We start from the raw sequence: 13,586 nt of genomic DNA, 5'->3' as shown, positions 1-13,586 counted from the left end.
AGACTTGGGCGTGGAACTAGGGTAGAACATAAAGTAGCATAGAGGGTATAACATGAGTGGAATTCACGTGGTAAAACGCGATGGCACCCGCGAACCATTTGACGCAAACAAGATCAACCTCGCATTGGTTGCCGCAAGTGAGGGCTTGCCAGACCAAATCAGCAAGGTTGTGCAAGTAGCCACAGAGCTGCAACTGACATTATTCGACGGTATTACCACGGAGCAACTGGATGAAGCGGTAATACATACGGCGCTTCAGAACGTCAAAGATGATCCCGATTTTGATAAGATCGCCGCACGTCTGCTTTTAAAGAATATCTACAAAAATATCTTAGGTGACTACGAAAGTGAAGCAGAGCTAAAAAAACTTCACGAAGAGAAATTTCCGGAGTTTATCAAGCAAGGTATTAGCGATGGGCTGCTTGATACTCGCATGAACAATAAAGTATTCAATATTAAAAAACTTGCCAAAGCGCTTGATCCGACCCGCGATCAACTGAGCAAATATTTGGGGGTGGTGACCAATAAGAACCGCTATGCGCTTCGTAAGCAAAGTGGTGCACCAATTGAAGTGCCGCAGTTTACCCATATGCGTATCGCGATGGGCCTTAGCTTTAATGAGGAAAACCCAACCGAAGCCGCGCTTGATTTCTATCGTCATATGAGTAATCTGGACTACGTTCCGGGCGGAAGCACCCGTGTAAACGCTGGTGGTTCGTTCCCGCAGCTTTCAAACTGTTTTCTTCTCGAAGTACAAGATGACATGGAATCGATCGCCAAGGGCGTTCGTGATGTGATGTGGATAGCGAAGGGTACTGGTGGTATCGGCATCAGCCTCAACAAACTTCGTGCCGCAGGTAGTCCTGTTAAAACGACCAACACTGAATCGACCGGTCCAATTCCATTCATGAAAATGGTCGATACTGCGCTTTTTGCTGTTTCTCGCAAGGGCAAGAAGGCTGGTGCGGCGGCGCTCTACATGGAAAATTGGCACCTCAACTTTCCGCAGTTCCTTGACCTCAAGCAGAACTCCGGTGACCCGTATCTTCGTACTCGTCTTGCCAACACAGCCGTTTTCATCAGCGATGAATTTATGAAGCGTGTCTCAAAAGACCAAGATTGGTATATGTTTGACCCGGCCGAAGTAGAAGACCTCCCTGAACTTTACGGTGAGGAATTCTCCAAGCGCTATGCTGAATACATCAAGCGAGCTGAAAAAGGGCAGATGCGTGAATTTTCTAAAGTAAAAGCCCGTGAGCAATTCCGTCAAATCCTCATTACACTTCAAGCAACTAGTCACCCATGGCTTACTTGGAAGGACACGATTAATGTTCGTGCGCTCAACAATAATACGAGTACGATTCACCTTTCAAACCTCTGTACGGAAATTACGCTGCCACAGGATAAAGACAACACGGCCGTATGTAATCTCGTAAGTATTAACCTTGCTGCGCACCTTAAGGAAGATAAAACGTGGGATTGGGACCGCCTGGCTGCCTCAACCCGCAGTGCGATCCGTCAGCTTGATAACCTTTGTGATATCACCAACACGCCAATTCCTGAGGCTATGAACTCTAATCTTAAGAACCGCGCACTTGGCCTCGGCTTTATGGGATTCACAGATGTGACTGAGAAGCTTGGCTACAGCTACGAATCTGAAGAAGCCTATGACCTTGTTGACCAAATCGCCGAGTTCATTAGCTACCACGCGATCGATGAATCGGCTGAAATGGCCAAGACCCGTGGTACCTATGAAACCTTCAAGGGAAGCGGCTGGAGCAAGGGAATCTTCCCTATTGATACGCTCGATGAGCTTGCTAAGGACCGCCACGTGAAAGTAGACGTCAATCGCAAGACCCGCCTTGACTGGGAAGCGCTCCGCAAGAAGGTGAAGAAGGGTATGCGCAATGCAACGTTGATGGCAATCGCACCGACTGCCAATATCGCACATATTGCCGGAACGACACCTGGGCTTGACCCGCAATTTGCGCAAATTTTCTCTCGTGCGACACTGAACGGTAAATTTCTTGAAGTAAATGTCAACCTTGTAAACGACCTGAAAGAACTCGGTATTTGGGATGATGTAAAAGAAGACGTGCTTCGTTTGCAAGGTGATGTACAACAAATTGATGCAATTCCAAAACATCTTAAAGATGTATACAAAACGAGCTTCCAGCTGAGTCCGTATGCTTTTATCGAAGTAGCTGCTCGTGCACAAAAATGGGTCGACCAAGCAATTAGTCGCAATATGTACCTTGAGACCCGCGATATTGATGAGTATGTTGATATTTACAGTACTGCCTGGAAGAAGGGTCTTAAAACGACTTACTATCTGCACGTAAAACCACGCCACCAGGCTGAGCAGAGCACGGTCAAAGTAAACAAAGCAGAAGCCTTAGGCGGTGGTCCGCGAAAAACAGGTTTCGGATTCGCTAAAGCAAAACAAACGGTATAGAAATTAGGGGGATAAAACAATGGGCATGAACGCAAGTACAATCATCAATGACGATATGACACTCGAGGAAAAACTGGCTGCAATTGACCTCGCAATGAAAAACGCGCAGGCGCAGGCAAACGAGGAAGCGGCACAAAACGGCACCGTCGCCGCTCCGCTCGATCCAGCCGACCTGACGATGTGTGAAGGCTGTCAGTAAGAAGGTATAAGGAGGAAATATGGCAATTTTAGGAACCGGGATTCAGGACGGGCTACTGCTCAAGCCCATTCATTACAAGTGGGCGATGGATCTGTATGATCAGGCAGTTTCAAACACGTGGTTTCCAAATGAGATCCAATTAGGGCAAGATTTGGCAGATTGGAAGAAGATGAGTGATGAAGAGCGCCACGCACTGACGTTTCTCATGAGCTATTTCAACCCGAACGAGCTACTTGTTAACAAAGCCCTTGCATTTGGTGTGTATCCCTACGTGAATGCCGCAGAATGTCACTTGTATCTTGCCAAGCAAATGTGGGAAGAGGCCAACCACTGTATGTCTTTCGAGTATGTGCTTGAGACGTTTCCGATTAATCGTGATGAAGCCTACGCTGCTCACGTGGAAACACCATCTATGGCACGCAAGGAAGAATTTGAAACAAAGTTTATCAAGCGTATGACCGAAGACACGCTCGATATCACGACAACGGAAGGCAAAAAGGACTTTGTTCGTAACCTTGTGGCCTACAATATTATCCTTGAGGGAATTTGGTTCTACTCCGGTTTTATGGTGGCACTTTCGTTCCGTCAGCGTAACCTGCTCCGCAACTTCGGTTCACTTATCGACTGGGTGGTTCGTGATGAGAGTTTGCATCTCAAGTTCGGTATCAACCTGATCCTCACCGTATTGGAAGAAAATGAAGATCTTCAAACTGAGGAATTTGCGGCTGAAATCAAGCAGATGATCCTCGATGGTGTTGAGATGGAAGAAGCGTATAACCGCGATCTTCTTCCAAACGGCATACTAGGGCTTAACAGCGATTATATCAATCAGTACGTGAAATATCTGGCAGATAGGCGCCTTGAAGAGCTTGGATTCGACCCCCACTACAAGGTAAGTAACCCTGCTAAGTGGATGGCAGCGGCTAACGATACGCTTGAGCTCGTAAACTTCTTTGAAAGTACGAATACCAGCTATGAGGTAAATGCTGGTGGTGCGAGTACGAAAAAGGGTCAAAGTCCGAGCGCCGATCGCGACGAGAACGACCCAAGTAATAGTATCCTGAACCAATAGAGGTAACCATGAAAACCGAGACCGAAGTGAAATTCCTTAACGTTAATTTTGACGAGCTCCGGGAACGGTTAAAGGCTGCTGGTGCCACATTAGAACAACCTATGCGGTTGATGCGCCGTGTGATTATCGAACCTCCTGAACTGGAGGCAAAAGATGCGTTCATCCGTGTCCGTGATGAAGGCGACAAGGTGACGCTGACATACAAACAATTTCATGATCACACGGCAATTTCAGGTGTAGAAGAGTTAGAGGTTACTGTAAGCGACTTTGATGGCATGGTAGAAATCCTTCGGCTTGCCGGGTTAACTCACAAATCTTTCCAGGAGTCACGCCGCGAAACGTGGCGACTTGGCGATGTTGAAGTGGTACTGGATGAATGGCCGTGGCTCGACCCGTATATCGAGATTGAAGGTCCGAACGAACATGAGGTAAAACGTATAGCGGATCTTCTTGGCTTTGAGTGGGAGCAGGCTGTATTCGGTTCGACGACGGCTGCGTATCAGCATCAGTATCCTGATGGAGAAGCTCGTCAATTAGTAAATATTCCCCGCATCGTGTTTGGCGAGCCGGTTCCGGACATCATTAGTGGAAAGAATAAAAAGTGAGCGCACCAAAAAGCTTAAGCGAGGTCCATCGTTCAATCACAATTCCTGATAAGGCCTCGTTTTTAAAAAAGATGTTCGCGTTTTCTGGGCCGGGCTATCTTGTGGCCGTTGGTTATATGGATCCGGGCAACTGGGCAACCGATCTTGCTGGTGGGTCGCGGTTCGGGTACGCGCTGCTCTTCGTTATTTTGATTTCAAGTATTTTTGCGATGTTTTTGCAGCATCTTACCGTAAAGCTCGGTGTGGTGACAGGCAAGGACCTGGCGCAGATTTGCCGGGAGAACCTTCCTAGCTGGGTAACAAAGTTTTTGTGGGCTATGGCCGAAATCATGATTATTGCTTGTGATTTAGCAGAAGTGATCGGTACAGCGATTGCGTTAGAGCTTCTTTTTCATATTCCACTTCCGATCGGTGTGATTATTACGGCACTCGATGTCCTCCTGCTATTATTTTTGCAAAAGAAAGGCTTTCGCTGGCTTGAGGCGTTGGTTATTACGCTCATTATCACCGTCGTCGTCTGCTTCGGGCTTGAGATGCTGTTTTCGCAACCGGCTATAGCACCGCTGCTTCAAGGGTTTGTACCATCGACAGAGTTGTTTACTAATCAGGAAATGCTCTTTATTGCGGTAGGAATATTAGGTGCGACGGTTATGCCGCACAACTTATATTTGCATTCGGCCGTTGTGCAAACGCGGGCACACGGACTCCATAAGAAAGGAAGGAGAGAGGCGATCAAGTTTGGCACAATCGACTCGACGATCGCGCTTTCAATCGCGTTTTTTGTGAACGCGGCGATTCTTATTCTTTCTGCCGCGACATTTTATTCCAAGGGATATAACGACGTAGCCGAGATCGACCAAGCTTATCAGTTACTTGCGCCACTACTTGGTGTAGGAGCGGCCAGTATCCTCTTTGCGGTTGCACTGCTTGCCTCGGGACAAAACTCAACGGTTACCGCAACGCTTGCCGGACAGATTATTCTGGAAGGATTTTTAAAAGTAAAACTGAAGCCATGGTTGCGCCGCTTGATCACGCGGTCACTTGCGATCATTCCAGCGGTCTGTATTGCGATTTTATTCGGCGGATCTGGCTTATCCCAGCTTCTTATATTCAGTCAGATCGTTCTGAGTATTCAGCTGCCATTTGCTGTACTGCCATTGATTTACTTTACGAGCAGTAAAAAATATATGGGAAGCTTTGTGAATAAGCCCTGGATGAAAGCGACCGTTTTCTCGATTGCTTTTGTAATTACCGGATTAAATATGTGGCTTGTGAGAAACGCTATAGGAGGATTATAAAATGAAGACGAAGCTGTTGATTTTTGGTATATCGGGTGACCTTTCGCGGCGCAAATTGCTTCCGGCGCTTCAATCGATCATTCGCCACGATCAGTTTTCGGATATGGAAATCATCGGTGTTTCCAGGGGCGGACTTGATCTCGATGAGTTACTCGGGAACACGCCAGAGTTACAAGAGCGAACCTCACTTTTTTCTATGGATATGGCTACACTGACCGAGTATGACCGCCTGCGCAAACATATAGCACTTAAGCCCGAAGAGCAACTCCTTATTTATCTTTCTGTTCCACCAGTGGCTACGCGCCAAATCGTATCGCTACTGGGTGAAGCGGAGTTGAATACATCAAATACGAAACTCTTGCTTGAAAAGCCTTTCGGTGTTGACTTGGCCTCGGCTAAGGCTATGAAAGAACACGTGGATAGTTATTTTGATGATGCCCGGGTGTACCGGATCGACCACTATCTGGCTAAAGAAATGGCTCAAAATATCGCAGCATTCAGGGCAGGAAACGCGTTGTTTAGTCATATATGGAACAACCAGGCGATTACCGACATTGAAGTGATTGCCAGCGAGAAAATAGGTATTGAGGGAAGAGGGCAGTTTTACGAGCAAACCGGAGCACTTCGCGACGTACTCCAGGGGCACTTGATGCAGCTGCTGGCGCTGGTATTGATGGAAATTCCCGGCAGTCTCGACTGGAATGATATTCCAAAAAAACGCCTTGAAGCGCTGAGCCAGCTTCGTGGCGCCAATCCCTCACTTGCTGTTCGCGCCCAATATGAGGGGTACGCCAAAGAGGTAAATAACCCGGGTAGCCTTACAGAAACGTTTGTCAGTGTGGAATTAGCTTCGGACAATCCTCTTTGGAGGGGGGTACCTTTACGGCTCGTAACGGGCAAGGCTTTAGAAACTAAGATAACGGAAATTCGAATCAATTTTAAGAAGACCCACGATGCCCAAGCGAATCGTCTTGTGCTGCGGATTCAGCCGAATGAAGGTGTTGAGATCGAGCTTTCCGCTAAAAAACCAGGCTATGAGCGCGAGTTCGAACCGCGTCATCTCGCCTTTTCGTATCCAAAAGATGCGATTTTGCCCGATGCCTACGAACAAGTTCTTGTTGACGCCATCCGCTCTCATAAAAGTTTGTTCACAAGTAGCGGGGAGGTTTTAGCGAGCTGGCAGGTTTTACAACCCGTTTTGGATGCGTGGGAAATGGAAAATACACCACTTCTGGTTTATCCTAAGGAGGCCTCTATAGCGGCTATTTTAAGCCAAAGTCAAGGCTAACAACCGCCATTCATCCTTGTTATGCTAAGAAATGTGCAATGGCATGATCGCTTTAAAACACAATAGGAGGAGCAGCGGATGACCACCCCAGTAATACCTATAACGGCGGACGATTCGTCGTCTTACAATTCACAAGGACACCACCAAGATGCTTCTTGGTACGCGAAGCGTCTGATATTAAAACTACAGCTTGCGCGGCAAGTTAAAGAAAACGAGCAAAAAGGCATCGATACAAGCGTGATCGTCTATGACATGACTGATAAGAAGCCTGTTTATTCGCATAATACCGATTATGTACACTGGGCTGCCAGCGACAGCAAATTATTTGTAACCTCATTATTACTTGAAGATCTTCGAGCGGGTAAAATCACACTCAATACGCAACTTAGTTGGACGGCGAGTGATCGCCGGGCAGGCGCCGGTATATACGATTCGGACAGCTCGCCACTAACAGCAACAGTACAAGATGCTCTTTTTGATATGTTAAACCGCTCCGGTAACACGGCGGTCCGCGCCATCGTTAACAAGGCCTTGGGCGGAGCAGAAGCGGTGAATCAGCGCTATCTCACAGAGTATCCTGAGTTAAAAGTGACCAAGCTGGAGCCAGTCGCAGGAACGGATAAATTCTTGCTTGGTTACACTACGGCTTCAGAAATAGACTTTATTATCCAAAAGCTTGCGAGCAATTACGATTCTTACACGGCATTCGTTAAAAATGCCTTGGCTACGAATATCTTCGACGATTACGGTCCGCGCAGCCAAGTCAAAGACAAAGAGAACATCTTGGTTATTGATAAACAAGGCCAGCTTAACGATCCTGAGGGGAATAACCGCCATGATGTCGGAATTATCGAAAACAAGAAAACTGGTCATATGCTGCGCTATGTTCTCATGACCACTAATTATGAGCAGCCTGCTGGGCCTATCACCAATGAAGCGACTACATCACTTCAGGCATTTGGCCGCGATATGCTCCGTTTTGAAGGTGATCGCGCACCAAAGCCTCAAGAGCAGCAGAATCAGCTGAAAGTTCAAGACGCACCAGAAGTTGAAAACGGCCGACTAGTTTTTTAAATCACTACACATACCATATGTAGGGTATAGTGAAGATTACAATGCACTACATATAGCGTTTAATCACTTTTTAATGTTATAATGAAATCCCATGGAGAAAACAATCAACATGGGGCAAAAAGAAAAATATATATTTGTAACTGGGGGTGTACTCTCGGGGGTAGGTAAAGGGATAACCGCAGCCAGCATAGGTGCCGTCTTGCAGGCTAAAGGTGCCCGCGTCTCGATTCAAAAGTGTGACCCGTATCTCAATGTAGATGCGGGCCTTTTGAATCCTGCGGAGCATGGAGAGTGTTTTGTGACCAAAGATGGTGCGGAAACGGATCTTGACCTTGGTCACTATGAGCGCTTTTTGGATCTGGAGTTGACTCAGAAAAACGCAACGCTTTCCGGCCGTCTTCTACTTGACCTTATTGAGGAAGAACGAGCAGGGAAGTTAGGTGGCAAAACAGTGCAGCTTGTACCACATCTAACGGGAGCAATTCAGCGGGCGATCCTGGAGGCGGGCGAGGGAAGCGACATCCACATCGTTGAAATTGGTGGAACGGTGGGCGACTACGAGGCTTTGAGTTATATTGAAGCTATTCGTGAATTTTCTCAGCGTGTTAGTAGGCAAAACTGTTTGTTTGTTCATGTAGTGTATGTGCCCTTTATTCGTACGAGTAAAGAGTTTAAAACCAAGCCTGCGCAAAACGCACTCAACGATTTGAGAGGGTTTGGTATCACACCAGATTGTGTCGTGGTGCGTACGGATGATCCTGCGCCGGCCGGCGTGGCCGCTAAAATAAGCTTATTCGGTGGGGTGCCTGAGGAGAATGTCTTGTTGATGCCAAATGTCGACACGGTATATCGCATACCAATGGCAATAGCTAAAAGCGGTCTTAGCGCAATTCTTTCGGAGTTTTCGGGCTTTACTAAAGAACCTGACTTTTCGGCGTGGCAAAAAATTATACAAGCGCAATCTATTGAATCCCCTCCGGTGACCGTAGGGTTGGTGGCGAAGTATATGGATAACGAAGATACCTATCTCTCCGTAGTTGAGGCTTTACGGGCGGCAGGATGGGCAGAAGGGGCACGAGTACGGGTGGCATGGATTAATGCCGAAACGGCGACAGATGATGACTTTGCTGTCGTTGACGCACTGCTTGTACCTGGTGGTTTTGGTGCGCGAGGTATAGATGGCAAAATCGCCGCAGCACGCTACGCGCTCGATAACGACGTTCCTTATTTGGGGATTTGCCTTGGTCTTCAGGTTGCCGTCATCGCTGCTGCCAGGAAGGCGGGACTCCGAACGGCTCATAGCACAGAATTTGCTTCAACCAATCATGACGTCGTGTATATTATGGAGGGTCAGGCTGGAAAAGAGTCAACAGGTGGTACTCTTCGACTGGGTAATTACGAGGCTAAGCTTCAGCCAAATTCAAAGGTAGCGCAGGCTTATGGCAAAACTACAGTGATCGAACGGCATAGGCATCGTTATGAAGTAAATCAGACATTTCTAGCTGAAATTAAGAGAGGGGGTTTGATCGTTTCCGGAACTTCACCTGATGGCAAGTTAGTAGAGTACGTTGAGGCGCCGGGTAATAGTTACTTTGTTGCGACTCAGGCACATCCGGAATTTCGTAGTCGTCCGGGGAATGCACACTCGTTATTTAAGGGACTGGTCGCAGCAGGCCTTTCTTCGTCCAAAATTGCTCAACCCACGCAAACAGCATTAATTGACAAATAGTGGTAAAAATGCTAATGTTAATATGACAATCACAATAAGCAAAGACAAACATGACCGAAGAACAAAACACCACTACCAACAGCGACGATCTCGATGCGTTACGTATCCTGCTTCACACGGTAAAAGGCTTAAGCGCCGTATCAAACACCGAGTCTGTCGACTCCGAAAGCTAGTATTCTTAAGGGAAAAATGCGATGATATCCTTGCGGCAATTCTGTTGCGAGAAGAGAAAGGAAAAGTCAGTTGCTTTTCTTTGCTTTTGAGCACGGCGAAACTCCGGACCACGTACTGAAGCCTGTCCTGATAGCGCTTCCGCCGATGCAAACGGGGAGGGGGGATCGCATTTATCACCTCAAGGGCCATGACCCCGAAAGTACACGTTACTACGGCAGTACTGACGAGGTGCTGATGGAAAACCTTCGACAAGCCCTGATAGAACGAGGGCTGGCATTTCGAGAGGTACCGGAAGAAGAGCTTCCGGAGCGAGAACGGCGAGAGCTCGACATCGCTCGCCGTTACTCCTGAGCCGTCTCATCTCGGCCGATGCCATCATCCGTTTGATGGCATCGGCCCTTCTTTTTATGCTTCTAGAGCGCCTCTGTTATAATAGGGATGATGGAAGAAAAAGTCCGCACGATTATCTTTGAACTTTTTGGTGTACAGCAAGAAGTTGTTTTAACGCGTCCCGATGCGCAATTTGGTGACTACGCCACTAATGTCGCCTTGCAACTTGCCGGAAAATTAGGGAAGAATCCCAAGGAAATTGCCGAAACAATCGCGGCAAAGCTGAAGGAAAGTAGAGCGTTTGCCGAAGTCAATGTTGCCGGTCCAGGGTTTATAAATATTCGTCTTTCGGCAGAGGAGATTTTTCGAGCAGCACTTCACACATCGATTGAATCCCCTGTAAAACGTATCCTTCTTGAGTATTCTTGCCCAAACCCTTTTAAGGAGATTCACACAGGGCACATGTACCAGACTTTTCTGGGCGATGCTTTGGGAAGAATGTACGAACATGCTGGTACCGAAGTGTACCGAGCAAATTTTGGTGGCGACGTAGGGCTCCACGTAGGGAAAGCGATGTGGGGCTTAATTCAAGAGCTTGGTGGCGAGCATCCAGAGAAATTAGAAGGTATTGCAGAGGATGGTCGTTCGCTTTGGCTTGGTAAAGCATACGTTGCAGGATCGCGCGCCTACGAAGAAGACGAGGCGGCAAAACTTGAAATTATGGCCCTGAACAAAAAAGTGTATCAGCTCCATGCAAACAGTGACACGACTTCGAATTTCGCGCGTATTTATTGGATATGTCGTGAGTGGAGCTATGATTATTTCAAGGCGTTTTATGCAAAAATTAACGCAGAACCCTTCAACAAGTTCTACCCTGAAAGCACGACTTCTATGCTAGGACTTGAGCTGGTTGAGGGCAACATAGGTGATGTATTTAAGGAAAGTAACGAAGCAATTATTCTTCCTGAAGAAATTTCGGGCCTTCATACGCGCGTATTCGTGACGTCTCAGGGGCTGCCTACCTACGAAACGAAGGACCTGGGTGTTATCCAGCTAGAAACCCAAGATTTTAGTTACGATAAGCGTATTATCATGACAGGAAACGACCAGTCGGAGTATATGAAGGTCGTGTTTGCGGCTTTGAAGCTGATTGATCCCGAACTTGGCGCCAAACAAATGCATATTGCAAACGGAACGGTACGATTTGGTGACGGTAAAAAAATGAGTTCACGGCTTGGTAACGTAGCCAGGGCCGTAGATGTTCTAAATGTAGCCAGCGAAGCGGTGCAGGCACATGATGAAAAAACTCGCCAGCAGATTGCGCTCGGTGCTTTAAAATATTCGCTTTTGAAAAACCGTATCGGTGGTGATATCGCCTTTGATCTTGAGCAGTCCGTGAGTCTTGAAGGAAACAGCGGTCCGTATCTTCAGTATGCTGCGGTTCGTGCCGCGAGTATTCTTACCAAAGCGACAACCGAGGAGGTGATAAAAACGGCAAATGAACTTGATGAATATGAGCGTGCTCTTGCTTGGCAGTTGGGGCAGTGGGGCGAGACCATTACCCAAAGCTTAGCCGATAGTTCGCCTCATCATGTTTGTAGTTACCTCTATGCACTCTCGCAGAGCTTCAATAGGTTTTACGAACACAGCCGTGTAATTGGTGATGAGCGCGAAGTACTTCGAATGACATTAGTACGCCGCTACCACAAAGTGTTAAAAGAAGGACTTGGCCTGCTCGGTATCGAAGTTCCTGAAAAGATGTAAGGAAACCTATGGCACAACAAAAGCAAGCAACAAAAACCACTAAACCGACTTCACGAACTGCCGCACTTCGTGCGCGGGGTACCAAGCATGTGGATGGCTTCTTTGATTTTATTCGCACTCAAGGTGTCGTTGGTTTAGCGGTGGGGCTGGTGATAGGTGGTGCGGTTTCGGTACTTGTGAAATCGCTTATTGATAATTTAGTTATGCCGCCGCTTGGATTTATTTTGGGGTCGGCTGATGGACTGAAGGGACTTTCGGTGAATTTGGGAAGAACTATCGAGGGCAAGGATGCAGTGCTTCATTATGGGACATTTCTCAATGACCTCATTAATTTTCTTGTAATTGCGCTGACGATTTATCTAGTGGTTCACTTATTTGGATTTGACAAGCTCGATAAGAAAAAGGAGTAGCTATATGCAAAAAACGAACGACGAATGGCGAAAAGTATTAACGCCTGAACAGTTTGCCGTACTCCGAGAAAAGGCTACAGAAGCGCCATTCAGTGGTGAATACGATGGGCTGTATGCCGATGGCGTGTATGCTTGTGCGGCTTGCGGCCAAGTGCTGTTTGACAGTACGACGAAATTTGATGCACGGTGTGGGTGGCCAAGCTTTTACGATGCGAAACCTGGAAGTGTTGAATTTCATATGGATGATACATTGGATATGTCGCGTACGGAGGTAACTTGTAACAATTGCGGCGGTCATCTAGGACACGTATTTGAAGGCGAGGGCTTCAGTAATCCGACCGATAAGCGCTATTGTATCAATTCGCTTAGCCTTACATTTACTCCAGATAAGAAATAACCAGGTTTTATGCTACGTGCTCTTGTACAAATTGTACATGTGTGGGATTGGTAGGGTCGAACTTTCCAAGCACGAGAAATTCAATGAGTGCTTCTACCGACGCGCCACTTTCAAGCTGCTCAGTAATGTAAGCGCCTATTTCCATGACACTGTGAGGCAAGTTGCTGCGCCGCTCCACGCTCTGTCAAGGAATCTTCTTCCGCATCCCAAAATTCACGGATTCTTCGATATTCATGGGGTGCATGCGTGTCCACAGCACTTTGTAGATTGGCGTATTCAAGTGTGTCCCCGCGAATAGAGTCGGTAGTGGGGGTAATTGGGCCGAGAATGAGTACTTTAGGGATTTTTTCTGCCATGAAATAATATCAGAGCATATTTCATTATTTTGAGCAATAAGCATGCAAAAACTACAAAAAGTGATACGATTAGTTTTGTCCTATGGACGTCGCATCGTAGACGCAAGGAGTTTCAATGGTGTTCTGGGAATATCGGGGTACTCCCGTGCGAGTGCCGCCGACGGCCGACATCCCGTATCAGTACAAGCCCGGAAAGAGCCGGGGGTACATAGTGCAACAAGTGCTGGACGAGATCGAACCGTGGGAGTGCGGTGAAGAGCCGATCGTGACCATCACGGATTTCGAGCGGGCCATGCCTCAGATCATCGTGCCCATCGAAAGACGGACGGTGATCTGGGGTAAGCACGCCAACCACTACGCCCGGCAGCATGACGACGAAAGCACCGGCCTGGTTCGCCTAGACGCTTTAAAGCCTCGGCCGCACGGCTTCTAATA

Annotated in this window: 15 protein-coding genes; 14 read left to right on the top strand and 1 reads right to left on the bottom strand. The window is 47.4% G+C overall.

What is annotated here, in order from left to right:
* The first annotated feature begins 52 nt into the window (after positions 1-52).
* The 13 genes from VFH06_00915 (at position 53) to msrB (ending at position 12,795) form a co-directional block, all read left to right on the top strand.
* A complete protein-coding gene (locus VFH06_00915) occupies positions 53-2,455 on the top strand; it encodes a ribonucleoside-diphosphate reductase subunit alpha (protein ID HET6746651.1) in 2,403 nt (800 codons plus the stop codon).
* Positions 2,456-2,474: 19 nt separating this feature from the next.
* A complete protein-coding gene (locus VFH06_00910; protein ID HET6746650.1) occupies positions 2,475-2,654 on the top strand; it encodes a hypothetical protein in 180 nt (59 codons plus the stop codon).
* A gap of 19 nt (positions 2,655-2,673) precedes the next feature.
* A complete protein-coding gene (locus tag VFH06_00905; protein HET6746649.1) occupies positions 2,674-3,726 on the top strand; it encodes a ribonucleotide-diphosphate reductase subunit beta in 1,053 nt (350 codons plus the stop codon).
* 8 nt (positions 3,727-3,734) lie between these two features.
* A complete protein-coding gene (locus VFH06_00900) occupies positions 3,735-4,331 on the top strand; it encodes a class IV adenylate cyclase (GenBank protein ID HET6746648.1) in 597 nt (198 codons plus the stop codon).
* The gene (locus VFH06_00895) at positions 4,328-5,629 is read left to right on the top strand and encodes an Nramp family divalent metal transporter (GenBank protein ID HET6746647.1); all 1,302 of its coding nucleotides are present in this window, start codon (positions 4,328-4,330) and stop codon (positions 5,627-5,629) included. Before VFH06_00900 ends, VFH06_00895 begins: the two co-directional genes overlap by 4 nt.
* A 1-nt stretch (position 5,630) precedes the next feature.
* A complete protein-coding gene (locus tag VFH06_00890; GenBank protein HET6746646.1) occupies positions 5,631-6,917 on the top strand; it encodes a glucose-6-phosphate dehydrogenase in 1,287 nt (428 codons plus the stop codon).
* 78 nt (positions 6,918-6,995) lie between these two features.
* On the top strand, positions 6,996-7,991 hold the full coding sequence (locus VFH06_00885; GenBank protein ID HET6746645.1) for a serine hydrolase: 996 nt from the start codon (positions 6,996-6,998) through the stop codon (positions 7,989-7,991).
* A gap of 91 nt (positions 7,992-8,082) precedes the next feature.
* Positions 8,083-9,720 carry a CTP synthase gene (locus VFH06_00880; protein ID HET6746644.1) on the top strand — a complete coding sequence of 546 codons (1,638 nt, stop codon included), beginning with the start codon at positions 8,083-8,085 and terminating at the stop codon, positions 9,718-9,720.
* A 50-nt stretch (positions 9,721-9,770) separates the two neighbouring features.
* Complete coding sequence (locus VFH06_00875; protein ID HET6746643.1) at positions 9,771-9,893, top strand: hypothetical protein; 123 nt, start codon at positions 9,771-9,773, stop codon at positions 9,891-9,893.
* Between the two features lie 70 nt (positions 9,894-9,963).
* Positions 9,964-10,245, top strand: coding sequence for a hypothetical protein (locus VFH06_00870; GenBank protein ID HET6746642.1), 282 nt, complete (start codon positions 9,964-9,966; stop codon positions 10,243-10,245).
* 90 nt (positions 10,246-10,335) lie between these two features.
* The gene (argS, locus tag VFH06_00865; protein ID HET6746641.1) at positions 10,336-11,988 is read left to right on the top strand and encodes an arginine--tRNA ligase; all 1,653 of its coding nucleotides are present in this window, start codon (positions 10,336-10,338) and stop codon (positions 11,986-11,988) included.
* Between the two features lie 8 nt (positions 11,989-11,996).
* Positions 11,997-12,398, top strand: a complete 402-nt coding sequence (locus VFH06_00860) for an MscL family protein (GenBank protein HET6746640.1) — start codon at positions 11,997-11,999, stop codon at positions 12,396-12,398.
* A gap of 4 nt (positions 12,399-12,402) precedes the next feature.
* Entirely contained in the window at positions 12,403-12,795 is a 393-nt protein-coding gene (msrB, locus tag VFH06_00855; GenBank protein HET6746639.1) for a peptide-methionine (R)-S-oxide reductase MsrB, read from the top strand.
* Positions 12,796-12,802: 7 nt separating this feature from the next.
* Here msrB and VFH06_00850 read toward each other — a convergent pair whose 3' ends face one another.
* Positions 12,803-12,940 carry a hypothetical protein gene (locus VFH06_00850; protein ID HET6746638.1) on the bottom strand — a complete coding sequence of 46 codons (138 nt, stop codon included), beginning with the start codon at positions 12,938-12,940 and terminating at the stop codon, positions 12,803-12,805.
* 326 nt (positions 12,941-13,266) lie between these two features.
* Here VFH06_00850 and VFH06_00845 point away from each other — a divergent pair, with 326 nt between their 5' ends.
* Positions 13,267-13,584, top strand: coding sequence for a hypothetical protein (locus tag VFH06_00845; GenBank protein ID HET6746637.1), 318 nt, complete (start codon positions 13,267-13,269; stop codon positions 13,582-13,584).
* The last annotated feature ends 2 nt before the right edge of the window (positions 13,585-13,586 follow it).

This window comes from Candidatus Saccharimonadales bacterium, assembly GCA_035697325.1.
Taxonomy (GTDB): Bacteria; Patescibacteriota; Saccharimonadia; order Saccharimonadales; family Saccharimonadaceae; genus JALRBM01.
The sequence above is the reverse complement of the archived record's forward strand: the minus strand, read 5'-3'. Positions and strand labels throughout refer to the sequence as shown.